Source organism: Streptomyces sp. 8L (assembly GCF_020176795.1).
Taxonomy (GTDB): Bacteria; Actinomycetota; Actinomycetes; order Streptomycetales; family Streptomycetaceae; genus Streptomyces.
In genome coordinates, this window is the sequence record NZ_JAIUKE010000043.1 from 1 (window position 1) to 22,140 (window position 22,140).

The following is a 22,140-nucleotide window of genomic DNA, read 5'->3' on the forward strand; positions in this document are numbered from 1 at the left end:
GGGGGGGGGGGGCCCCCCCCCCCCGGGGGGGGGGGGGCCGGGGGCGGGGGGGGGGGCGCGGGGGGGGCCCGGGCCCCCCCGGGGGGGCCCCCCCCCCCCCCCCCCGGACGCGGCGGCCCGCGCCAGGGCGCGGGTGAGGTGTTCGGCCGCCGCGGGCGCGCCGCCGGGGCCGGGTCCCGCCGCCTCGGAGCCGCCGTCGGCGAGCGTGTCCGCCATGCCGCGCAGGAACTGGGCGAGAATGGTGCCGGAGTTGCCGCGCGCGCCGATCAGAGCGCCGTGTGCCATGGCCCGTACAGCGTCCTGGGGGCTGGGCCGCCCGTCGGCAGGGCCGCGTGCGGCGAAGACGGCCTCGACCGCCTGGGCCGCGGACTCGGCCGTCAGATAGAGGTTCGTCCCGGTGTCGCCGTCCGCCACGGGATAGACGTTGATCGCGTCGATCTCCTCGCGGTCCCTGCCGAGGGCGTCGAGCGCCCGTGCGCACCAGGTACGCACCGCGGCGGCGTCGAGGGTGTGCGGCACCTGCTGATCTCCTTGGCCTTGGCGCGAAAACCCGCCCGCGGACCGTCCACGGAGCGCCCGGAGAACGGAATGCCCGGAGAACGGAGCGCCCTGCGCGCGAAACGCCCGGGGAGCGGCCTTGCGGTCCTGCTCCGGGAACACTAGTCGGCGGCGGGCGGGCACCGCCGAGCCGGTCGGACCAGCGGCGCACCGTCCGGGTCAGCGCGTGCGCCAGCCGTGGTCGACCGGCCCGATGCCGCCGCCCAGGGCGAACCCGTGGCGCACCGCGCCGGTCACGTAACTCTTCGCGGCCCGTACGGCGGTGACGACGTCCGCGCCCGAGCCGAGTCCCGCGGCGATCGCGGAGGCGAGCGTGCAGCCGGTGCCGTGGGTGTGCCGGTTGTCGAGGCGCGGCGCGCGCAGCCAGACCTCCTCGGTGCCGTCGGTGAGCAGGTCGACGGCGTCGCCCGGCAGATGCCCGCCCTTGACCAGCGCCCAGCGCGGGCCGAGCGCCAGCACCGCGTCGGCCGCGCGCCGCAGGCCGTCCTCGTCCGTGACCCGTACGCCGGTGAGGCTCGCCACCTCGTCCAGGTTGGGGGTGGCGACGGTCGCGGTGGGCAGGAGCGCGGTGCGTACGGCGTCGAGCGCGGACTGCGCGAGGAGCGCGTCGCCGTGCTTGGAGACACCGACGGGGTCGACGACCACCGGTGCCGCGGTCCCGGCCAGGAGCTCGGCGACGGCGGTGACGATCGCGGCGGACGACAGCATGCCGGTCTTCACCGCCTGCACGCCGATGTCGTCGACGACGCTGCGGTACTGGGCGCGTACGGCCTCCACCGGCAGGTCCCAGGCGCCCTGCACGCCCAGGGAGTTCTGCGCGGTGACCGCCGTGACGACGCTCATGCCGTGCACCCCGAGGGCGAGCATGGTCTTCAGGTCGGCCTGGATGCCGGCGCCGCCGCCGGAGTCGGAGCCGGCGACGGTCAGCACACGGGGCGGCGGCACGGGGGCGGCGGGTCGGCCTTCGGCGGTCATGGCACCCGACCCTACTTTTCCGGGCCGTTGAAGTGGTCCCAGCCCCCCTCGCCCGTCCAGGGGGCGCCGTCGACGGTCACCTGCGGGCGCGCGGTGTGCGCCCGCACCTCGCCGATCACCTTCCACCGGGCGGGCAGTTTCACGTCGGGCGGGAAGGTCGCGACGATCGCGTGGTCCTCGCCGCCGCTGAGCACCCAGTGCAGCGGGTCGATGCCGACGGCCTGGCCGATGTCGTTCATCTGGGAGGGGATGTCGACGAGCCCGGAGCGCAGGTCGATCCGTACGTCGCTGGCGTGGGCGATGTGCCCGAGGTCGGCGACGAGTCCGTCGCTGACGTCGGTCATGGCGGTGGCACCGAGTCCGGCCGCGGCGGGGCCCGCGTGGTAGGGCGGTTCCGGCCTGCGGTGCGCTTCGACGAAGGCGCGCGGCGAGCGGAAGCCGCGGGAGAGCACCGCGAGGCCCGCGGCCGACCAGCCGAGCCAGCCGGTGTACGCGACGACGTCGCCGGGGTGCGCGCCGGACCGCGTCACCGGTTCGTGGCCCCGCAGGTCGCCCAGCGCGGTGATGGCGATGGTGATGCAGTCGCCGCGTACGACGTCACCGCCGACGACGGCCGCGCCGGCGACCTGGCACTCGTCGCGGATGCCGTCCATCAGCTCGGTGGGCCAGGTGACGGGGAGTTGCGCGGGGACGACGAGCCCCAGCAGCAGTGCCGTGGGCACGGCGCCCATGGCCGCGATGTCGGCCAGGTTCTGTGCGGCGGACTTGCGGCCCACGTCGTACGCCGTCGACCAGTCACGGCGGAAGTGCCGCCCTTCGAGCAGCAGATCCGTACTGGCCACGACCCTGCCGTCGGGCGCGGTCACGACCGCGGCGTCGTCGCCCGGCCCGAGCCGGACCGCCGGGGTGGTGGTGAGCCGGGACGTGAGCCTGTCGATCAGCCCGAACTCCCCCAGCTCCCCCACGGTTCCCTTCACCGGGTCTCCTCTCCGCTCGTGCGCGCGGTCCGATCGCGCGCGGTCCATGTGCGCCGGGCGGCGTCCGCGGCCCGGCCTGTGCACCCGTCACGGCCGGCGATCGCGCCAAGAGGCCAGGTCCGCCCGGCGGACGCGGGGAGCACCGGGTCTCCCCCCGGCGCGGGACGACGCGATACCGTGGCGTCCCTTCTCCCCTGGGACATGATCCTCATGGCCGCCCTGGAGGCTCCGTGGTACAGGCGTACATCCTCATTCAGACCGACGCGGGCAGAGCGACGTCGGTCGCCGAGACCATTTCCGTGTTCGACGGCGTGATACAGGCCGAGGACGTCACCGGCCCCTACGACGTGATCGTGCGCGCCCGTGCCGACACGGTCGACGAACTGGGCCGCATGGTCGTCGCCAAGATCCAGCGGGTGGAGGGCATCACCCGTACTCTGACCTGTCCGGTCGTGCATCTGTAGCCCCGTCTACGCTTGGCCGGTGACACCTTTCCGCCGAAGGCGCCCCGGGCGCAGGCTACCGGGCCCTCTCCTCTTGTCGTTGCCCGCCGTCGCCGTGCTGTGCGCCGCGGGCTGTTCCGGTTCGGGCTCCGCACCGAAGGTCGCGGTGCCCGAACCGCCCCGGGACCAGGCGGCGGTGTGCAAGGCCCTGCACAAGAAGCTCCCCGCGAAGGTCGGCGGGCAGGACCGGCGGGACCCGGAGCCGAGTTCGGACCTCACGGCGGGGTGGGGCTCGGGGGACGCCTCGATCGTCCTGCGCTGCGGGATCGCGCGGCCGAAGGAGATGAGCGACCCGCGGTCCGAGGCCGTGGACGCGGACGGCGTGAACTGGCTCGTCCAGCAGTCGTCGTCGGGCCAGACGTTCACGACCACGTACCGCAGTGCGTACGTCGAGGTCACCATGGGCGCGAAGTTCGCCCAGGACGGCACGCCGATCGCCCAGTTCGCGGGGGCGGTGAAGAAGACCGACCCGTCGACGCTGTGACCGTACGGGCGACCCGGGAGACACACGCGACGCACGGCGGCGGATTCCCTGCGTACGCCGGCGCGACAGCGCCACCCCGTACGCCGTCCCGGCCCGTCGGAAACCTGGGGCGGCGGCACGGGCAGGGGCGGTGGACACCGGCAGGACGGCCGGGGAGCACCGCCCCGCACCCCGCCCGGCCGAGGCGTCCGGGTCCTCAGCGCAGTCCGGTCGAGCGCCGCAGCGCCGCCCGGATCAGCAGGTCCACGAGTTCCGCGTAGCCGACGCCCGTCTCCTGCCACATGCGCGGGAACATCGAGATGGGCGTGAAGCCGGGCATGGTGTTGATCTCGTTGATGACGAACTCGCCGTCGTCGGTGAGGAAGAAGTCCGCGCGCACCAGGCCCTCGCAGGACGCGGCCTCGAAGGCCTCCACCGCGAGCCGCCGCACCTCGGCCGTCTGCTCCTCGGTGAGCGGCGCGGGCACGATCCCGGGCGCCGCGTCGATGTACTTCGCCTCGAAGTCGTAGAAGTCGTGCGCGGTGACGGGCGGGATCTCCGCCGGCAGGCTCGCTCGCGGGCCGTCCTCGAACTCCAGCACGCCGCACTCGATCTCGCGGCCCCGCAGGAGCGACTCCACCAGCACCTTGGGGTCGTGGCGGCGGGCCTCGGCCAGCGCCTCGTCCAGGTCCTCGAAGCCGTCGACCTTGCTGATGCCGACGGACGAGCCGCCGCGCGCGGGCTTCACGAACAGCGGCCAGCCGTGCTCCGCCGCGAAGTCCACGATGCGGCGGCGGGCGTCCTCCTCGCCGTTGTCCCACTCCCGGGGCCTGATCACCAGATACGGGCCGACGCGCAGCCCGAACGAGGTGAAGACCCGCTTCATGTACTCCTTGTCCTGGCCGACCGCCGAGGCGAGGACACCCGCTCCGACATAGGGCACCCCCGCGAGTTCCAGCAGGCCCTGGAGGGTGCCGTCCTCGCCGTAGGGGCCGTGCAGCATCGGGAAGACCACGTCGACGTCGCCCAGCGCCTTGGGCACGGAGCCCGGTTCGCTGTAGACGACCTCGCGGTTGCCGGGCGCCACGGAGAGCACCACGTCGCCCTCGGTGGACTCGGCGATCTGCTCGACGCTGGGCAGCGACCGGCCCGCGATGGCCATCCGCCCGGGATCGTCGGCGGTCAGCGCCCAGCGGCCGTCGGTGGTGATGCCGATGGGCAGGACGTCGTACGTGTCGCGGTCGATGGCGGCGAGCAACGCTCCCGCGGTGACGACGGAGATGCCGTGCTCGGAGCTGCGGCCCCCGAACACGACGGCGACGCGCGGCTTGCGGGGCGGCCGCTCAGGGCTCTGGGAGGGGTTCAGGCTGCTCATATCGCGATGAGGGTACCCGCACATCCGGCCCAGGTCAGCGGCCGAGGGCCGGTTCGGCGCGCCTCGGCGCCTCCGCCCGCGCGCGGCGCTACTCAGAGCCGTTCGGACTTGGCGCTGCGTGACATGAGGTCCTTGAGCGCGGCGAGCGGCGACTTGCCGTTGTGGACGATGTCCACGATGGTCTCGGTGATCGGCATCTCGACGCCGTGGCGGCGTGCGAGGTCGAGCACGGACTCGCAGGACTTGACGCCCTCAGCGGTCTGCCTGGTGGCCGCGATGGTCTCCTCCAGCGTCATGCCGCGCCCGAGGTTGAGGCCGAAGGTGTGGTTGCGCGAGAGCGGCGAGGAGCAGGTGGCGATGAGGTCGCCCATGCCCGCGAGGCCGGAGAAGGTGTGCGGGTCGGCGCCCATGGCGAGGCCGAGCCTGCTGGTCTCGGCGAGCCCCCGCGTCATCAGGGACGCCTTGGTGTTGTCGCCGAACTCCATGCCGTCCGCGATGCCGACGGCGAGGCCGATGACGTTCTTGACCGCGCCGCCGAGTTCGCAGCCGACGACGTCGGTGTTGGTGTACGGGCGGTAGTACGCGGTGTGGCAGGCGGCCTGGAGGCGGCGGGCGACCGACTCGTCCTCGCAGGCGACGACGGCGGCGGCCGGTGTGCGGGCGGCGATCTCCATCGCGAGGTTGGGCCCGGTGACGACGGCGACCCGCTCGGCGGGCGCCTTGGCCACCTCCTCGACGACCTCGCTCATCCGCTTGGCGGTGCCGAGTTCGACGCCTTTCATCAGCGAGACGAGGACGGTGTCGGCGGGCAGGTCCCGCGCCCAGACGGCGAGGTTGGCCCGCAGCGTCTGGGAGGGCACGCACAGCACGGTGAACTCGGCGTCGCGGGCGGCCTCGGCCGGGTCGCAGGTGGCGCGCACCCCCGCGGGCAGCCGGACCCCCGGCAGGTATTCCGGGTTGGTACGGGTGGTGTTGATGGTCTCGGCGATGTCCGCGCGGCGCGCGCAGAGCGTCACCTCGCATCCCGCGTCGGCGAGGATCATGGCGAATGCCGTGCCCCACGAACCGGTTCCGAAGACGGCGACCCTGGTCACGTTGTTCCCTTGTCCTCTTCCAGCTCCGCCGGGGCGGAGTCGTGCTCTGCCACCGGGGCGGACTTGCGCCGCTCCAGCGCCCGTGCTCTGCGCGGATCGTACGGCACCTCCGGCGCGGGCTCGCCGCGCAACTGGACGAGCAGCTCGGTGATCGCGGCCATGATGACCTCGGTGGCCTCGCGCAGCAGGTCCTGGGTGATGGCCCGGCCGTAGAAGGCCGACAGGTCCACCGGGGTTCCGACGAGGACGCGGTGGGTCTTGCGGGGGAAGAGGGACGCCTTCTTGGAGTAGGGCGGCAGCAGTTCGTTCGCGCCCCACTGGGCGATGGGCACGACCGGGCACTTGGTCTGGAGCGCGACGCGCGCGGCGCCCGTCCTCGCGGTCATCGGCCACTGGTCGGGGTCGCGGGTGAGGGTGCCCTCGGGGTAGAACGCGACGCACTCGCCGCGTTCCACGGCGTCCATGGCGGCGCGGAACGCGCCCCGCGCGTCGGTCGAGTCGCGGTACACCGGGATCTGCCCGCTGCCGCGCATCACGGCCCCGACGAAGCCGTCGGTGAACAGGGAGCTCTTGGCGAGGAATCTCGGCACACGTCCGGTGTTGTACTGGAAATGGCCGTAGGCAAAGGGATCGAGATGCGAATTGTGGTTCACCACGGTGATGAATCCGCCGTCCGCCGGAATGTTCTCCGCACCCCGCCAGTCCCGCTTGAACAGAAGGATGAGCGGCGGTTTCGCCAGCACTGCGGCAAGGTGGTACCAGAAGCCGACTTTTCGGCGGGACACGCGGACACCTTCCTGATGGCCTGCCCGGCTCGGTGCCCGGCTGCTGGGGGTCAAGTGTCGCCCCGAGCCCCTGGTCTGTCGAGCACACCGTACGCCCGGGTCGCGGGGACGCGGCGGCCCGCGGGGGCCCGGTCGCGTCAGAATGAAAGGCAGTCTCACGAGGACGGGGAGCCCGCCACGAACACCGATCCGACGGCCGGATGGTCCCTGGTCGTCCCGTTGAAACCCTTGGGGCGCGCGAAAAGCAGGCTCGCGCCCGCGGCCGACGCCTCGCAGCGCCCCCGGCTCGCCCTGGCGTTCGCGCAGGACACGGTGGCCGCCGCGCTCGCCGCCGAGAGCGTGCGGAATGTGGTGGTCGTCACCGACGATCCGGGCGCCGGGGCCGCGCTGGCCGCGCTGGGGGCGCGTGTCGTGCCGGACTCCCCCGCCGCCGGGCTGAACGCGGCGCTCGCGCACGGCGCCCGGGCGGCCGGTGCGGCGCGTCCCGGCGGGCGGGTCGCGGCGCTGAACGCGGACCTCCCGGCGCTCCGGCCGGCCGAACTGGCCCGGGTACTGCGCCATGCCGCAGCGTTTCCGCGTGCTTTCCTCACAGACGCGGCGGGAATCGGCACGACGCTGCTGACCGCGGGCCCCGGTATGGAATTGCGCCCCGCGTTCGGAGGGCCTTCCCGGCTGCGCCACCGTGCGGGCGGCGCGGTGGAAATCCCGCTGTCCGGCGTGGATTCCGTACGGCAGGACGTGGACACCGCGTCCGATCTGCGGACGGCGGCGGCGCTGGGGCTCGGCCCGCACTCGGCGCGGGTGTACGCGGCGCTGTCGCCGCTCATGTCGCCGTAGCGGCGCCGCGGGCGGCGGTCCCCGGGATGGGGGCGCGACGGAGGGCGGGAGTACGGGCGTGCGGTTACGCTGCGGGCATGCAGGCGACCGCGTACACCTACGTTCCCGAGACCCGCAGCGGCAGTGTGCTGCTCGACGACGGCACCCCGGTCGAGTTCGGCGCGGACGCGTTCGACGCGGGCGGCCTGCGGATGCTGCGGCCCGGGCAGCGGGTGCGGATCGAGACGGAGGACCGGGGCGAGGGCGAGGGCCCGAGGATCACGCTGGTGACGCTGCACACCTTCTGACGTCCGCGCCCTGCCGCCGTACTCGCCGGGCCGGACGCGCCGCGGGGGGGGGGGGGGGCCGCGGGGGGGGCGGGGGGCCGGGGGGGGGCGGGGGGGGGGCCCGGGGCCCCCGGGGGGCCCCCCCCCCCCCCCCCGCCCGCCCCCCCCGCCCCCCCCCCGCCGCGGGCCCCCCCCCGCGGGGGGGGGGCCCCCCGGGGGGCCCCCGGCCCCGGCGTGGACGCGGCCGTTGCCGCCGCTGGATCGTGCGTGTGGTGCTTACTTGCTCCTGGAAGCGGCCTTCTTCGCGGTGGTGCGCGAGGCGGCCTTGCGCGCGGGCGCCTTCTTGGCGGGGGCGGTCTTCTTCGCGGTGCCCGTGGCCTTCTTGGCGGTGGCCTTCTTCGTCGTGGCGGTGGCCTTCTTCGCCGTCGACTTCTTGGCCGGTGCCGTCTTCTTGGCGGCCGTCTTCTTCGCGGTCGCGGCCTTCTTCGCCGTGGTCTTCTTGGCGGTGGCCTTCTTGGCGGCGGCCTTGGCCGTCGTACGGGTGGAAGCGCCGCCGGAGAGGCTGCCCTTGGGCGCCTTCTTCACCGCGACCTCGCCGCCCTTGGGGAGCTTCTTCGAGCCGCTGACGAGGTCCTTGAAGCCCTGGCCGGCCCGGAAGCGCGGCACCGACGTCTTCTTGACCCGCACCCGCTCACCCGTCTGCGGGTTGCGCGCGTAGCGGGCCGGGCGGTCCACCTTCTCGAACGAGCCGAAGCCCGTGACCGACACACGGTCGCCGCTCACGGTGGCGCGGACGATCGCGTCGAGTACCGCGTCCACCGCTTCCGCGGCCTGCTGGCGACCGCCGAGCTTGTCCGCAATCGCTTCTACGAGCTGAGCCTTGTTCACGTCTTCCCCTTCGGAGACATTGCCAGAACGAATGTGTTCAAGCCTTTTCGCACGTTAGGCAGATATATACCGCAAATCAAACACGAAACGGGCTAATCACCCTAGTGCCGCAACGAAGTCGACCCGGCGGTCTTCCACCGGTCAGTCCCCTTCCGGAAAACGACCCTCGTCGAGATCCGTCAGAAGACGGTCGAGGCGCCGTGCGGCTTCCGGGAGATCATGCTTCGCCGCAGCCGTGATGACCAGCAGCTTCCGTGAGAGCGCCATGCGTACGCCCTCCGCGACTTGCAGTTCGCGCACTCTTGTGTGCGCTTCTTTCAGTTGTCCGGCGACCAACTCGTAGAGTCCGAGTTGGCTGTCGCGTTCCATGCACCGATTGTGCCATCTGGGGCGAGTTGTCGCCCCACGGGGGCTCAACATGCAACTGCACCCCCTGCCTGGGGGCAGGGGGTGCAGTTGGGGAAAACCGCTGATCAGATGCTGTTCAGGCGGCAATTGTGCGCGGCTTGAAGGCCGGTCGCGAGGCCTCGTACGCGGCGATGTCGGACTCGTTCTGCAGGGTGAGGCTGATGTCGTCGAGCCCGTTCAGCAGACGCCAGCGGGAGTTCTCGTCAAGGTCGAAATCAGCCGTCAGTTGCTCGGTGCCCGCGGCCGAGGCGCGGACCTGGCGGCGCTCCAGGTCCACGGTGACCTCCGCCGCCGGGTCGGTCTCGACGAGCGTCAGGAGGCGTTCCACGACATCCTGGCCGAGGACGACCGTCAGCAGGCCGTTCTTCAGCGAGTTGCCGCGGAAGATGTCCGCGAAACGCGACGAGATCACGGCTTTGAAGCCGTAGTTCTGCAGGGCCCAGGCCGCGTGCTCGCGGGAGGAGCCGGTCCCGAAGTCGGGTCCGGCCACCAGGACGGTCGCGCCCCGGTGGCGCTCCTGGTTGAGCACGAACGACGGGTCCTTGCGCCAGGCCTCGAACAGGCCGTCCTCGTAGCCGTCGCGGGTGACCTTCTTGAGCCAGTGGGCGGGGATGATCTGGTCCGTGTCGACGTTGCTGCGGCGCAGCGGGACGGCACGGCCGGTGTGGACGGTGAAGGCTTCCATGGTTATCGGGCTCCAGCGGGCGTGCGGTCGTCGGCGTCGGACAGGTCGGCGGGTGAGGCCAGATGGCCCAGTACCGCCGTCGCGGCGGCCACCTGCGGGGAGACCAGGTGGGTACGCCCGCCCTTGCCCTGCCTGCCCTCGAAGTTGCGGTTGGACGTGGACGCGGAGCGCTCGCCCGGCGCCAGTTGGTCCGGGTTCATGCCGAGGCACATCGAGCAGCCCGCGTGCCGCCATTCGGCGCCGGAGCCGGTGAACACCTTGTCCAGCCCCTCCTCGACGGCCTGGAGCGCCACCCGGACGGACCCGGGGACCACCAGCATCCGTACGCCGTCGGCGACTTTGCGGCCCTCCAGCACGGCCGCGGCGGAGCGCAGGTCCTCGATGCGGCCGTTGGTGCACGAACCTACGAAGACCGTGTCGACCCTGATGTCGCGCAGGGCCTGCCCGGCGGTCAACCCCATGTATTCCAGGGCCTTTTCGGCGGAGAGGCGCTGCGAAGCGTCGTCGTACGAAGCAGGGTCGGGGACCCGCTCGGACAGCGGCGCGCCCTGGCCGGGGTTGGTGCCCCAGGTGACGAACGGGGCGAGCTGCGCCGCGTCGAGGAACACCTCCGCGTCGAAGACCGCGTCGTCGTCGGTGCGCAGCGTCTTCCAGTACGCGACGGCCCGGTCCCACTCCTCGCCCTGAGGGGCGTGGTCGCGGCCCTCGAGGTAGGCGAAGGTGGTCTCGTCGGGGGCGATCATGCCCGCGCGGGCACCGGCCTCGATGGACATGTTGCAGATGGTCATCCGGGACTCCATCGAGAGCTTCTCGATGGCGGAGCCGCGGTATTCGAGGATGTAGCCCTGGCCGCCGCCGGTGCCGATCTTCGCGATGACGGCGAGGATCAGGTCCTTCGCCGTGACGTCGTCGGGCAGTTCGCCCTCGACGGTGATGGCCATGGTCTTCGGCCGGGCCATCGGCAGCGTCTGGGTGGCCAGCACGTGCTCGACCTGGCTGGTGCCGATGCCGAACGCCAGCGCGCCGAAGGCGCCGTGGGTGGAGGTGTGGGAGTCGCCGCACACGACCGTGGTGCCGGGCTGGGTCAGGCCCAGCTGGGGGCCCACGACATGGACGACACCCTGCTCGACGTCGCCCAGCGGGTGCAGCCGCACACCGAACTCCGCGCAGTTCTTGCGCAGGGTCTCCAGCTGGGTGCGGGAGACCGGGTCCGCGATGGGCTTGTCGATGTCGAGGGTCGGGGTGTTGTGGTCCTCCGTGGCGATGGTGAGATCGAGCCGCCTGACCCTCCTGCCGTTCAGGCGGAGCCCGTCGAACGCCTGCGGGCTCGTGACCTCGTGCAGCAGGTGCAGATCGATGAAGAGAAGGTCGGGCTCGCCCTCCGCGCGCCGGACGACATGGTCGTCCCAGACCTTCTCCGCGAGTGTCCTACCCATCGCTTTCCCTCCGGCCGGCGCCTTCGCCGGCGCTTTTTTAGAGACATGTGGGCCGCGTCCGTCCCACCCACCGGACAGCGGCTGCGGGCCCATGGTCCGCGGACCCCTGCGGTACAGATTGGCAAGTTCGCCGGGAAAAGGAACTTGCGTTTCACAGAGTGAGACGCGAGTATCGTTGCATGGACAATTCTAGTGGCGTGGGCGTTCTCGACAAGGCCGCTCTCGTATTGGGCGCCTTGGAGTCCGGCCCGGCCACCCTGGCCGGGCTGGTCGCGGCGACGGGCCTGGCGCGGCCGACGGCCCACCGGCTCGCGGTGGCCCTGGAGCACCACCGGATGGTGGCGCGGGACATGCAGGGCCGGTTCATCCTCGGCCCGCGCCTCGCGGAGCTCGCGGCGGCGGCCGGCGAGGACCGGCTGCTGGCGACGGCCGGCCCGGTCCTCACCCACCTGCGGGACGTGACGGGCGAGAGCGCCCAGCTCTACCGCAGGCAGGGGGACATGCGCATCTGCGTGGCGGCGGCGGAGCGGCTCTCGGGCCTGCGGGACACCGTGCCGGTCGGCTCGACGCTGACGATGAAGGCGGGCTCGTCCGCGCAGATCCTGATGGCCTGGGAGGAGCCCGAGCGGCTGCACCGGGGCCTCCAGGGCGCGCGGTTCACGGCGACGGCCCTGTCGGGCGTACGGCGCAGGGGCTGGGCCCAGTCGATCGGCGAGCGCGAGCCGGGTGTCGCGTCGGTGTCCGCCCCGGTGCGCGGGCCCTCGAACCGGGTGGTGGCGGCGGTGTCCGTGTCCGGCCCGATCGAGCGGCTGAGCCGGCACCCGGGCCGGATGCACGCACAGGCCGTGATCGACGCGGCGGGCCGGCTGTCGGAGGCGCTGCGCAGGGGCGCGTAGCGCCTGCGCGCCCGCGGGGGCACCCGTGGGCGGGCGGGCGGCCGCGACCGGTCCCGCAGCCGCTCGGGGCACGCGCCCGCGAACGGCCCGTAGCTCGGCGAGCACCCGAGATCGGCCCGGCAGCTCGGCGAGCGCCCACGATCGGCCCGGCACCTCGGCCGGCGTCCGCGACCGGTCCGGCACCTCGGCCGGTCCCGTACACGACGAAGACCCCCTCCGTGAAGGAGAGGGCCTCGGCCTTCTTTCTCTGTACCCCCGACCGGATTCGAACCGGCGCTACCGCCTTGAGAGGGCGGCGTGCTAGGCCGCTACACAACGGGGGCCTGATCGTGCGAAGCTGGGCTACCAGGACTCGAACCTAGACTAAATGAACCAGAATCACTCGTGCTGCCAATTACACCATAGCCCATGGTATAGACCAGTAGCCCCGACCGGATTCGAACCGGCGCTACCGCCTTGAGAGGGCGGCGTGCTAGGCCGCTACACAACGGGGCCCCAGCGATCTCCCCACGAGGAAGATCCGTACCCCCGACCGGATTCGAACCGGCGCTACCGCCTTGAGAGGGCGGCGTGCTAGGCCGCTACACAACGGGGGCGTTGCAGAGAACATCTGCGCTGGGCTACCAGGACTCGAACCTAGACTAACTGAACCAGAATCAGTCGTGCTGCCAATTACACCATAGCCCACCAAAACACAACCCCCTGGTGGGGGTTTGTTTGGTTTACACCCCCCGGAGCGCTTGTCTCCCTTGGGCGGTGCAGAAAGAACATTACCCGATGCCGGACACCGCTCCAAAACGAGTTCCCCCGTGCGGCAAGGCGGGCAGAGCCGTCAGAGCGGCGATCCGCACCAGCTCAGGACGGCCGCCGCGACCGTCCCCGCCGGACGGCACGGGGTCCGGCCCCGCGGCCGTCGCACCGGACCGCGCCGGTCTCTCCGGACCGCGCCGATCCCCGGCCTGCCCCGGTCTCTCCCGACCGCCGCTCGTCCCGGGCCCGGAGGCGCTGATTCCGCCGCAACCACCTTTGACCACCGCCTTGTTGGCTGTGAGACTGACGGCGGCCACCACCCCCCGCCCGCATCCCTACGCAACCGGAGCCCCCTATGGCGTCAGGTGTTCCCAGGCCGCAGATCGACACGAGCAAAGCGCACTCGGCACGCGTCTACGACTATCTGCTGGGCGGCAAGGACAACTACCAGGTCGACCAGGAACTGGGCGAGTGGCTCCCCGAGGCCGTCGCGCACACCGCCCGGCAGAACCGGGCGTTCATGCACCGGGCCGTCGCGTGGGCGGCCGGCCTGGGCATCGACCAGTTCCTCGACGTCGGCACCGGCATCCCGACCGAGCCGAACCTCCACCAGATCGCCCAGGGCGTCAATCCGGCGGCCCGCGTCGTCTACGTCGACAACGACCCCATCGTGCTCACGCACGCGCAGGCACTGCTGGTCTCGTCGACCGAGGGCCGCACCGAGTACCTCGACGCCGACGTCCGCGCGCCCGGGACCATCCTGAGGCGGGCGGCCGAACTGCTCGACCTGAGCCGCCCCGTCTGCCTGTCCCTCGTCGCGGTCCTCCACTTCATCCTGGACGAGGAGGACCCGCGCGGCATCGTCCGCTCCTTCACGGACGCGCTGGCGCCGGGCAGCTGCCTGTTGCTGTCGCACGCCTCGATGGAGACCCACCGGGCTCCCGACGGCGCCGGGGCGCAGGACAGGTACCGCAGCGACATCCCCTACCAGCTCCGCTCGCGGGCCGAGATCGAGCGGTTCTTCGAGGGCCTCGACCTGGTCGAACCCGGAGTGGTCACGGCCGCGGAGTGGTTCAAGGACACCCCGGCGCCGGACCCGGGTTCCCTGCCGGTGTTCCTCTACGCGGGCGCCGCGCGCGTGCCGTAGGCGGCGGGTTCGGAAGGGCCGCTCAGAGGAAGGAGCGGGGGGCGGAAGACGCGTACGGGGCGGGGCGCCGGTGGTGACCGGCGGCCCGCCCCGCCCCGTACGGTGCGCGAGCGGTGCGGTTACGCCGCCGCCAGCTTCGCGAGCGCGGCGTCGACGCGGGCCAGGGTGCGCTCGCGGCCCAGGACCTCCAGCGACTCGAACAGCGGCAGGCCCACGGTGCGGCCCGTGACGGCGACGCGCAGCGGCGCCTGCGCCTTGCCGAGCTTGAGCCCGTGCTCCTCGCCCGCGGCCAGGACCGCGTTTTTCAGCGCGTCGGCCTCCCAGGGCACGTCGGCGAGTCCCGCGCGCACCGTCGTGAGCAGCGCCACCGGATCGCCCTTCATCGCCTTCGTCCAGGACGCCTCGTCCCACACCGGCTCGTCCAGGAAGAGGAAGTCGACGTTGGCCGTGATGTCGGAGAGGACGGTGACCCGCGTCTGCGCCAGCGGCGCGAGCGCGTCGAACCCGGCCTGGTCGAACTGCTCGGGGGCCCAGGGCGCGTGCGGGGCGGCCAGCCAGGGCGCGCACGCCTCGGTGAACGCCTTCACGTCGAGCTGGCGGATGTGGTCGGCGTTGATCGCCTCGGCCTTCTTCAGGTCGAAGCGCGCCGGGTTGGCGTTGACCGCGGTGATCTCGAACGCCGCGACCATCTCGTCCATGGAGAAGATGTCCTGGTCGGCGGCGAACGACCAGCCCAGCAGGGACAGGTAGTTGAGCAGCCCGTCCGGGAGGAAGCCGCGCTCCCGGTAGAGGTTGAGGGAGGCCTGCGGGTCGCGCTTGGAGAGCTTCTTGTTGCCCTCCCCCATCACGTACGGCAGGTGCCCGAAGGCCGGTACTCCCTTGGCGGTGCCGAGCTCCATGAGCGCCCGGTACAGGGCGATCTGGCGCGGGGTCGAGGAGAGCAGGTCCTCGCCGCGCAGCACGTGCGTGATCTCCATCAGCGCGTCGTCGACGGGGTTGACCAGCGTGTAGAGCGGGGCTCCGTTGGCGCGCACGATGCCGTAGTCCGGGACGTTGTCCCGGGTGAAGGTCAGCTCGCCGCGCACCAGGTCGGTGAAGGTGATCGGCTCGTCGGGCATCCGGAAGCGGACGATGGGCCGCCGTCCCTCCGCCTCGTACGCGGCGATCTGCTCGGCGGTGAGGTCGCGGCAGTGGCCGTCGTAGCCGGAGGGCCGGCCGGCCGCGCGGGCGGCCTCGCGGCGCTCGTCCAGCTCCTCGGTGGTGCAGTAGCAGCGGTACGCGTGGCCGCTCGCGAGGAGCCGCTCGGCGATGTCGCGGTAGATGTCCATGCGCTGCGACTGGCGGTAGGGCGCGTGCGGGCCGCCGATCTCGGGGCCCTCGTCCCAGTCGAGGCCGAGCCAGCGCATCGAGTCGAGCAGCTGCGCGTAGGACTCCTCGGAGTCGCGCGCGGCGTCCGTGTCCTCGATGCGGAAGACCAGCTTGCCGCCGTTGTGCCGGGCGAAGGCCCAGTTGAACAGGGCGGTGCGGACCAGGCCCACATGGGGGTTGCCGGTCGGCGAGGGACAGAAACGTACGCGGACGGAGCCGTTAGCCACGCTTGATCACCTTGTTGGTGAGAGTGCCGATGCCTTCGATGGTGACGGCGACCTCGTCGCCGACGGAGAGCCGGCCGACGCCCGCGGGGGTGCCGGTGAGGACGACGTCCCCCGGCAGCAGCGTCATGGCCTCGCTGACGTGGACGATCAGGTCCTCCACGCTGCGGATCATCTGACTGGTGCGGCCGAGCTGCCGCTGCTCGCCGTTGACGGTGCACTGCACCGTCAGGTCGGACGGGTCGAGCTCGGTCTCCACCCAGGGGCCGAGCGGGCAGGAGGTGTCGAACCCCTTCGCGCGGGCCCACTGCTTCTCGGACTTCTGGAGGTCGCGGGCGGTGACGTCGTTGGCGCAGGTGTAGCCGTAGACGACGTCCTTGACGCGTTCGCGGGGCACCTCGCGGCAGAGCGTGCCGATGACGACGGCGAGTTCCGCCTCGTAGTGGACGTCGTCCGAGAAGTCCGGGTGGACGATGGGGTCGCCCGAGCCGATGACGGAGGTGCTGGGCTTGAAGAAGGTCATCGCCGTTTCGGGGACCTCGTTGCCCAGCTCCGCCGCGTGCTCCGCGTAGTTGCGGCCCACGGCCACGACCTTGCTGGGGAGCACCGGCGGCAGGAGGCGTACCTCGCTCAGGCGCACTTTCTTGCCGCTGAGCTGGGCGCCGCTGTACGGGACGCCCTTGATGATGTCGAGGAGCAGGCCGGCCGGGTCGCCGCCTCCCGCGTCCTCGACCGCGCCGAAGGCGACATTGCCGTCGATGGAGAACCTGGCGATGCGCACGGTTTGCTGTCGCCCCTCACTTCACTCGCGGACCTGGTCGGGATGGTCAGGATGGTCAGAAATCTGGCCATCAGGCTAGCGCGGTGCGGAGAGGCGGGTGCGTACCGCCGGGTGCGGACGGGGCCGCCGGTGGATCGATCCCGCCGGACCGGCGGAATCCCGCACGGACCGGCCCGGCGGATCGGTCCTGCCGGACCGGCATGGCGGGACCGACCGGGCTCGCATGCCCGCCACCAGCACGGGAGCCGGCGCCGGCGCGTCCGCCACGGCACCAGCGCCGCTGATAGCCCCTGGAGAGGACCGGTCCGGGCCTGGCGGCGGCCGTACGGCTACTCGGCGGGGGCGGCCTGCGGGGTCACGGGAGCGGTCATCAGCTGGGTGCGCCGGGGGTTGGCCGTACGGTTCGGCAGGGTGAGCGGGTGCTCGGTCGCCTCCGTGCGCACGAGGTGTGCGGCGTCCGCGAGATGGGCCAGCGTGGTGCGCTTCGGGTTGGCGGTCTTCCGGAAGATCATCGTCGTCTTCATGGGGTCTTCTGGGTCCTTAGGTCTCGCGGGTACGGGGGCGGGTGGGTGCGCGAACGCGGGCGGCGGAACGTCAGGAACCCGAAGCGGGAACCCGGACACGGCGACCCGGAACCGGCAACCGGCGAACGGGCCGCCGGGAACCGCCTCCGGCGGCCATCCCGTAAAGCGTCAGGCTAAACATCTGATTCCCGTCAAACGCGCGCTCTCCCCGCCCCGTTGCTGTGATTTTACTCACCACTTGACGGACAATCCGCGCAAATCCCGGTCTCCCAGGCCGTCATGAAAACGGTCATCTCGCACCAGACACCAGCATTCCGCTGCCGATCATGAGGACTGGGACACCTGCCGCCCCCTCGCGGATGATCCGTAATCACCCGTTTTCTCCGTGATCACTTTCGACGTTTCGTGATCCGCTCGTTACGCCGCGTCATACAGGTCACACCGGTGCCGTCAGACCTTGTTGGAGATCCGCCACTGTGCTGGAATCACCCCCACCGCCGCGAGTTCCCACCCGGCGCACACGGGCGCGACGGCAACGTCGCGTGTGCCGCAGGGCAAGGGGAACAGCGCCGGTGACTCACGACCACCACTGGGGGGCGTCTCGCACCCCCACGACGCCGACACCGTCCTGCCGCACGTGGTGGGACGCCTGGTCCAGAGGTTGCGACGCTAGTGCAGGGACGTTCTAAGAGGGATAGCAGTGCTGCGGCGGAGCAGGAGCCCCGCGGTGGGACCGAACGCGGCTCCTCGGCCCAGCACACCCAGAACAGGACGGCGGGCCCGTCGGGCGAGAGCGACCGCGTCGCCCGCCCCGGTGCGGCGGCCGATCCCGCCGCCGCGGCCCCGCGGCCGACGCCGGACTCGGGCTCCCGAATAGCCCTGCGCAACTGGCGCATCAGCACGCGCCTGGTCTCCCTGCTCGCGCTGCCGGTGGTCGCCGCCACCACGCTGGGCGCCCTGCGGATCGACGACTCCGTCAACGACATCCGCCAGCTCGACCACATGCAGCTGCTCACGGAGATGACCAAGGAGGCGACCACCCTCGCCGCCCAGCTCCAGGCCGAACGCGACCAGGAGGCCGGTCCTCTCAGCCACGGCGTCCCCGCCGACGACCTGAGCATCAAGCAGCTGCGCACCCAGACCGACCGGGCGAGCAAGTCGTTCCTCGAAGCGACCAACTCGATCGGCAACACCGACAGCGGCGACGACACGCTCAACAGCATCCGGGCCAACGTCAACCAGATCGCCACCCAGGTCCAGCAGATCAGCGACCTGCGCGAGAGCTCCTACCAGACGCCGGGCGCCTCGTCCCTGACCGTCGACTCGTACGACCAGCTGGTGACGTCCCTGCTGAGCCTGTCCCAGGACATGGCGCAGGCCACCAACAACCCGGACATGATCAAGCGGACCCGCGCGCTCGCCGCGTTCTCGTCCGCCAAGGAGTACGCCTCCATCCAGCGCGCGATCATCGCCGCCGCGCTGCCCGAGGACCCGAAGAAGCACCGGGGCAAGCTGAGCAACTCCGACCGGCTGTACGGCAACGCGGCCGCGACGAAGGAACGGAACGAACTCACCACGTTCCGCTCCCTCTACGAGTCGATGGGCGGCAACGCCGAGGAGCTGATGGCGCCCCTGGAGGGCGAGGGCAGCCCCGAGATCCAGGCGGCCGACGACTACGAGAACCGCGTGCTCGGCAGCTCCGACGGCCTCGCGAACCAGCCGAACCGCAGTTACGAGGACTGGATCGACCAGGCCTCGGTCCGCATCAACACGATGAAGACCATCGAGTCCACGCTGCTGGGCCAGATGGAGACCAAGGCGACGCAGCTGCGCACGCAGTCGCAGCGCGACGCGATCATCAACGGTGCGCTGATCCTGCTGGTCCTCGGCGTCTCCCTGGTGGGCGCGTTCATCGTGGCCCGGTCCATGATCCGCTCGCTGCGCCGGCTCCAGGACACGGCCACCAAGGTCGCTCAGGACCGGCTGCCCGAGCTGGTCAAGGAGCTCTCCGAGTCCGACCCGCAGGACGTCGACACCTCCGTCGAGTCCGTCGGTGTCCACTCGCGGGACGAGATCGGCCAGGTGGCCGCGGCCTTCGACCACGTGCACCGCGAGGCGGTCCGGCTCGCCGCCGAGCAGGCCCTCCTGCGGGGCAACGTCAACGCGATGTTCACCAACCTCTCGCGCCGCAGCCAGGGCCTCATCCAGCGCCAGCTCTCGCTCATCTCCGAACTGGAGTCCCGCGAGGCGGACCCGGACCAGCTGTCCTCGCTGTTCAAGCTCGACCACCTCGCGACCCGTATGCGCCGCAACGGCGAGAACCTGCTGGTCCTCGCCGGCGAGGAGCCGGGCCGCCGGTGGACCCGCCCGGTCCCCCTCGTCGACGTGCTGCGCGCCGCCGCGTCCGAGGTGGAGCAGTACGAGCGCATCGAACTGGCCGCCGTACCCGCGACGGAGGTCGCGGGACGCGTCGTCAACGACCTCGTCCACCTGCTCGCCGAGCTGCTGGAGAACGCGACGTCGTTCTCGTCCCCGCAGACGAAGGTCCGGGTCACCGGCCACGCGCTGCCCGACGGGCGCGTGCTGGTGGAGATCCACGACACCGGTATCGGCCTGTCCCCCGAGGACCTGGCCGCGATCAACGAGCGGCTCGCCTCGCCGCCCACCGTGGACGTCTCGGTCTCGCGCCGCATGGGCCTGTTCGTGGTCGGCCGGCTGTCCCTGCGCCACGGCATCCGCATCCAGCTGCGGCCCTCCGACTCCGGCGGTACGACGGCACTCGTCATGCTGCCCGTCGACGTCGCACACGGCGGGAAGAAGGCGCCCGGCAAGCCCGGGGCAGCCGCGGGCCAGGGCCGGCCGGCCCAGAACGCACCCGCCGCGCGCCTCACCAGCGGCCCGGGCGGCGCGCCCGCGGCCGGGGCGAAGCCGGGTCTCGGCGCGGGCCCTGGCGGCGGTCTCGCCGGTCTCGGCACCGGCGGCAACCGGCTCGGCTCCGGCACCGGCACCGGAGCGGGCGCCCCGCGCGGCCAGGTCGGAGCGGGCGCGGCCCCGCGCGCGGCGCTGCCCGCCCGGGACACGTCGCAGCCGGGCCGCCCGAACGGCGCGGCCCGGGGCGGCTCCCCGCAGGACTCCGGCGCCCAGGACCGGGGCGCGGGCTCGGCCAGTCTCTTCGCGCAGAACGCCTTCGGCGCGGGCCAGGGGCCGGCGGGCCCCGGCACCCAGGACCGGCCAGGACAGGACGCGGGCGCGGACCAGGGTCCTGCCACCGCGCAGATGCCCGCCATCGGCGGCGGTCCCGGCCGGCCCGAACCCGCCGGTTACGACCGCGGCGGCTTCGACCGCGGCGCGGGCGGCCCCGGCCCGAACGTTCCTGGTCCCGGCGGCCCGTCCGGCCGGGACAGGCAGGGCGGCCCGGCCTTCCAGGGCGGCCAGGGCGGCCAGGACCGCGCGCTCCCGGTGCGCGGGGACGTCTTCGGCGGCCCGGCCGGGCCCGACGCCTTCGGCGGCCAGGGCCCCGTGGCGCCCGGTTCCGGCGGCGCCGACCCGTCGGCACGGGGCGGCTTCAGCGGCCAGGCGCAGAACGCCTTCGCCCCGGGACCCGAGGGTCGCGGTGGCTCCGGTCGCGGGGACGAGCGGCAGCTGCCGCCGCCCGGCGCCCCGCGCGCGCAGCTGCCCGGCGGCCCGGGGAACACCCCGCCCGAGCGGCAGGAGCGGATACCGCTGCGGCCCTCGCTCGACGCGCCGCGCGGCCACGAGGAGCCGGCCGCCGGCCAGTTCGCCCGGCCGGGCACCGGACGGCAGGCGCCGCGCCAGGACGACCGGCAGGGGCCCGGCTCCACCGCCGAGTTCGCCCGCCCCGACTTCGACGCGCCGCGGCCCGGTCAGGGAGCACCCTCCGGCGGTCCCGTACGGGACCAGGGCACGGCGCCGCAGGGGCCTCGGGGCCCCCAGCGGCCGCAGGGACCGCTGAGCCCCCAGGACCCGTCGTCCATGCCGTCCACGGGTCAGTTCGCCCGCCAGGACCTGGACTCGCAGCGCCCGGACTACGACACCCGCTCCGGGTACGCCCCGCAGCAGGGCCCCGACGCCGGCGGCAACGCGTACGACACCGGCAGGCAGCCTCTCCAGGGCCCCGCCGCGAGTTCCCCCTACGACACGGGAGCGCACCCGGTCGCCGGCCCCGGCGGCAACGCGTACGACACGGGCCGGCACCCGGTCCCGGGCCAGAACCCGGCCTACGACACGGGTCAGAACCCCGTGTACGACACCGGCCGGCACCCGGTGTACGGCGAGGGCGCCCCGTACGGCGGGCAGACGTCCGCGCCGGCCGGCTACGACGAGGGGCCCCGGGGCGGCGCCCAGGACTACGGCCGCCAGCAGGGCGACCAGCAGGACTACCGGCAGCAGGACTACGGCCGGCAGGACTACCAGCCGCAGCAGAACCCGCAGGGCGGCATGGGACAGCAGCCGCAGTCCCCGTCGGGCGGCCGCGGCCCGCAGCAGCAGGACGCGCTGCCGCCGGCCGCCGGCCCCGGCGACGGACGTACCCCGCTGTACGAGGCGCTGGAGACGAACTGGTTCCACGGCGCGAACCAGAGCGGCGGCAACGGCGGGAGCGACTACCCCTCGGCCGGCCGGAACGGCCAGGCGGACGCCCCGGCGCCCGGCGCCGCCCCGCGGCAGGACGCGGGCTACGGCGAGCAGCGGTCCTTCGAACAGCGGCAGCGGCCCGACGGCGCCCGCCCTGCGATGCCGCGCCGTGACCCGGGAAGCGGCCTGCGCCGCGAACCGGCCCCGGCCGACCCGCTGTTCGGCCCGGTACCCGGCAGGAGCGACGCGTCGGGCCCGGCCCCCTCGGCCCCCTCACCGACAGGGCCCGCGCCGAACTCGGCGTGGCGCGCCTCTCCCAACGACGAACTGGTGCGGCAGGCCGAGCGGGTCAAGAAGCCCGCGGCCGGCGGCATCACCACCTCGGGCCTGCCCCGCCGGGTCCCGCGCGCCAATCTGGTGCCGGGTACCGCGCAGGAGCAGAGCACGCAGACCGGCCCGCAGGTGTCCCGTGCACCCGCGGACGTCCGGGGCCGGCTGACCAACCTCCGCCGGGGAATCCAGCAGGGCCGCAGCGCCGGCGCCGGTGGTACCAACGGCGGCGGGTTCGACTTCGGCCCCTCTCACCAGCAGGAGCGTCCGTGAGTCC

Annotated in this window: 20 protein-coding genes and 5 tRNA genes; 7 read left to right on the forward strand and 18 right to left on the reverse strand. The window is 72.8% G+C overall.

Features of this window, described 5'->3' with window-relative positions:
- From LCE31_RS05780 to LCE31_RS05790, 3 genes are all read right to left on the reverse strand, one after another.
- Positions 1–519, reverse strand: a 519-nt coding sequence (locus LCE31_RS05780) for a DAK2 domain-containing protein (protein WP_225012884.1), incomplete at its 3' end; no start/stop codon positions are given.
- A gap of 198 nt (positions 520–717) precedes the next feature.
- Entirely contained in the window at positions 718–1,533 is an 816-nt protein-coding gene (thiD, locus tag LCE31_RS05785; RefSeq protein ID WP_225012885.1) for a bifunctional hydroxymethylpyrimidine kinase/phosphomethylpyrimidine kinase, read from the reverse strand.
- An 11-nt stretch (positions 1,534–1,544) separates the two neighbouring features.
- Positions 1,545–2,510 carry a thiamine-phosphate kinase gene (locus LCE31_RS05790; RefSeq protein ID WP_225012886.1) on the reverse strand — a complete coding sequence of 322 codons (966 nt, stop codon included), beginning with the start codon at positions 2,508–2,510 and terminating at the stop codon, positions 1,545–1,547.
- Positions 2,511–2,740: 230 nt separating this feature from the next.
- Between LCE31_RS05790 and LCE31_RS05795 the strand changes: the two genes are divergently transcribed.
- Both LCE31_RS05795 and LCE31_RS05800 read left to right on the forward strand, forming a co-directional pair.
- Positions 2,741–2,974, forward strand: coding sequence for an Lrp/AsnC family transcriptional regulator (locus LCE31_RS05795; RefSeq protein ID WP_225012887.1), 234 nt, complete (start codon positions 2,741–2,743; stop codon positions 2,972–2,974).
- Positions 2,975–3,053: 79 nt separating this feature from the next.
- A complete protein-coding gene (locus LCE31_RS05800) occupies positions 3,054–3,497 on the forward strand; it encodes a DUF3515 domain-containing protein (RefSeq protein ID WP_225012888.1) in 444 nt (147 codons plus the stop codon).
- A 196-nt stretch (positions 3,498–3,693) separates the two neighbouring features.
- Here LCE31_RS05800 and LCE31_RS05805 read toward each other — a convergent pair whose 3' ends face one another.
- The 3 genes from LCE31_RS05805 to LCE31_RS05815 all read right to left on the reverse strand — a co-directional run bounded on the left by LCE31_RS05805 (position 3,694) and on the right by LCE31_RS05815 (position 6,730).
- Positions 3,694–4,851 (reverse strand): D-alanine--D-alanine ligase family protein, encoded by a 1,158-nt coding sequence (locus tag LCE31_RS05805; protein WP_225012889.1) that lies wholly within the window; start codon positions 4,849–4,851, stop codon positions 3,694–3,696.
- A 92-nt stretch (positions 4,852–4,943) separates the two neighbouring features.
- A complete protein-coding gene (locus LCE31_RS05810) occupies positions 4,944–5,945 on the reverse strand; it encodes an NAD(P)H-dependent glycerol-3-phosphate dehydrogenase (RefSeq protein WP_225012890.1) in 1,002 nt (333 codons plus the stop codon).
- The gene (locus LCE31_RS05815; protein ID WP_225012891.1) at positions 5,942–6,730 is read right to left on the reverse strand and encodes a lysophospholipid acyltransferase family protein; all 789 of its coding nucleotides are present in this window, start codon (positions 6,728–6,730) and stop codon (positions 5,942–5,944) included. The genes LCE31_RS05810 and LCE31_RS05815 overlap by 4 nt, the downstream gene beginning before the upstream one ends.
- 219 nt (positions 6,731–6,949) lie before the next feature.
- On the opposite strand from LCE31_RS05815, the gene cofC reads away from it, so the two are divergent.
- The gene (gene cofC, locus LCE31_RS05820; RefSeq protein WP_263631498.1) at positions 6,950–7,567 is read left to right on the forward strand and encodes a 2-phospho-L-lactate guanylyltransferase; all 618 of its coding nucleotides are present in this window, start codon (positions 6,950–6,952) and stop codon (positions 7,565–7,567) included.
- A gap of 77 nt (positions 7,568–7,644) precedes the next feature.
- A complete protein-coding gene (locus LCE31_RS05825; RefSeq protein WP_225012892.1) occupies positions 7,645–7,854 on the forward strand; it encodes a hypothetical protein in 210 nt (69 codons plus the stop codon).
- Between the two features lie 255 nt (positions 7,855–8,109).
- On the opposite strand, the gene LCE31_RS05830 is transcribed toward LCE31_RS05825, so the two are convergent.
- The 4 genes from LCE31_RS05830 to leuC all read right to left on the reverse strand — a co-directional run bounded on the left by LCE31_RS05830 (position 8,110) and on the right by leuC (position 11,250).
- Entirely contained in the window at positions 8,110–8,721 is a 612-nt protein-coding gene (locus tag LCE31_RS05830; protein ID WP_225012893.1) for an HU family DNA-binding protein, read from the reverse strand.
- 141 nt (positions 8,722–8,862) lie between these two features.
- Positions 8,863–9,090, reverse strand: coding sequence for a hypothetical protein (locus LCE31_RS05835; protein ID WP_225012894.1), 228 nt, complete (start codon positions 9,088–9,090; stop codon positions 8,863–8,865).
- A gap of 115 nt (positions 9,091–9,205) precedes the next feature.
- The gene (leuD, locus tag LCE31_RS05840) at positions 9,206–9,814 is read right to left on the reverse strand and encodes a 3-isopropylmalate dehydratase small subunit (RefSeq protein WP_225012895.1); all 609 of its coding nucleotides are present in this window, start codon (positions 9,812–9,814) and stop codon (positions 9,206–9,208) included.
- Between the two features lie 2 nt (positions 9,815–9,816).
- A complete protein-coding gene (gene leuC, locus LCE31_RS05845; RefSeq protein WP_225012896.1) occupies positions 9,817–11,250 on the reverse strand; it encodes a 3-isopropylmalate dehydratase large subunit in 1,434 nt (477 codons plus the stop codon).
- Positions 11,251–11,429: 179 nt separating this feature from the next.
- Between leuC and ndgR the strand changes: the two genes are divergently transcribed.
- Complete coding sequence (gene ndgR, locus LCE31_RS05850) at positions 11,430–12,146, forward strand: IclR family transcriptional regulator NdgR (RefSeq protein ID WP_225012897.1); 717 nt, start codon at positions 11,430–11,432, stop codon at positions 12,144–12,146.
- Positions 12,147–12,396: 250 nt separating this feature from the next.
- Here ndgR and LCE31_RS05855 read toward each other — a convergent pair.
- The 5 genes from LCE31_RS05855 to LCE31_RS05875 all read right to left on the reverse strand — a co-directional run bounded on the left by LCE31_RS05855 (position 12,397) and on the right by LCE31_RS05875 (position 12,833).
- Positions 12,397–12,469, reverse strand: a tRNA-Glu gene (locus LCE31_RS05855).
- A gap of 14 nt (positions 12,470–12,483) precedes the next feature.
- A tRNA-Gln gene (locus tag LCE31_RS05860) sits at positions 12,484–12,555 on the reverse strand.
- A gap of 13 nt (positions 12,556–12,568) precedes the next feature.
- A tRNA-Glu gene (locus tag LCE31_RS05865) sits at positions 12,569–12,641 on the reverse strand.
- 28 nt (positions 12,642–12,669) lie between these two features.
- Positions 12,670–12,742 (reverse strand) — tRNA-Glu (locus tag LCE31_RS05870).
- Between the two features lie 19 nt (positions 12,743–12,761).
- Positions 12,762–12,833 (reverse strand) — tRNA-Gln (locus tag LCE31_RS05875).
- A 418-nt stretch (positions 12,834–13,251) separates the two neighbouring features.
- Between LCE31_RS05875 and LCE31_RS05885 the strand changes: the two genes are divergently transcribed.
- Positions 13,252–14,043, forward strand: a complete 792-nt coding sequence (locus LCE31_RS05885) for an SAM-dependent methyltransferase (protein WP_225012898.1) — start codon at positions 13,252–13,254, stop codon at positions 14,041–14,043.
- A 119-nt stretch (positions 14,044–14,162) separates the two neighbouring features.
- Here LCE31_RS05885 and gltX read toward each other — a convergent pair whose 3' ends face one another.
- The 3 genes from gltX to LCE31_RS05900 form a co-directional block, all read right to left on the reverse strand.
- Positions 14,163–15,638, reverse strand: coding sequence for a glutamate--tRNA ligase (gene gltX / locus LCE31_RS05890; RefSeq protein ID WP_225012899.1), 1,476 nt, complete (start codon positions 15,636–15,638; stop codon positions 14,163–14,165).
- A complete protein-coding gene (locus LCE31_RS05895) occupies positions 15,631–16,416 on the reverse strand; it encodes a fumarylacetoacetate hydrolase family protein (RefSeq protein ID WP_225012900.1) in 786 nt (261 codons plus the stop codon). The genes gltX and LCE31_RS05895 overlap by 8 nt, the downstream gene beginning before the upstream one ends.
- 329 nt (positions 16,417–16,745) lie before the next feature.
- Positions 16,746–16,940 (reverse strand): hypothetical protein, encoded by a 195-nt coding sequence (locus LCE31_RS05900; RefSeq protein ID WP_225012901.1) that lies wholly within the window; start codon positions 16,938–16,940, stop codon positions 16,746–16,748.
- Between the two features lie 672 nt (positions 16,941–17,612).
- On the opposite strand from LCE31_RS05900, the gene LCE31_RS05905 reads away from it, so the two are divergent.
- The gene (locus LCE31_RS05905; protein ID WP_225012902.1) at positions 17,613–22,136 is read left to right on the forward strand and encodes a sensor histidine kinase; all 4,524 of its coding nucleotides are present in this window, start codon (positions 17,613–17,615) and stop codon (positions 22,134–22,136) included.
- Positions 22,137–22,140 lie beyond the last annotated feature (4 nt).

Coding starts and splice junctions, on each gene's coding strand:
- thiD (WP_225012885.1), bottom strand. CDS start 1,533: ATGACCGCCGAAGGCCGACCCGCCGCCCCCGTGCCGCCGCCCCGTGTG.
- LCE31_RS05805 (WP_225012889.1), bottom strand. CDS start 4,851: ATGAGCAGCCTGAACCCCTCCCAGAGCCCTGAGCGGCCGCCCCGCAAG.
- LCE31_RS05825 (WP_225012892.1), top strand. CDS start 7,645: ATGCAGGCGACCGCGTACACCTACGTTCCCGAGACCCGCAGCGGCAGT.
- LCE31_RS05835 (WP_225012894.1), bottom strand. CDS start 9,090: ATGGAACGCGACAGCCAACTCGGACTCTACGAGTTGGTCGCCGGACAA.
- leuD (WP_225012895.1), bottom strand. CDS start 9,814: ATGGAAGCCTTCACCGTCCACACCGGCCGTGCCGTCCCGCTGCGCCGC.
- leuC (WP_225012896.1), bottom strand. CDS start 11,250: ATGGGTAGGACACTCGCGGAGAAGGTCTGGGACGACCATGTCGTCCGG.
- ndgR (WP_225012897.1), top strand. CDS start 11,430: ATGGACAATTCTAGTGGCGTGGGCGTTCTCGACAAGGCCGCTCTCGTA.
- LCE31_RS05885 (WP_225012898.1), top strand. CDS start 13,252: ATGGCGTCAGGTGTTCCCAGGCCGCAGATCGACACGAGCAAAGCGCAC.
- LCE31_RS05900 (WP_225012901.1), bottom strand. CDS start 16,940: ATGAAGACGACGATGATCTTCCGGAAGACCGCCAACCCGAAGCGCACC.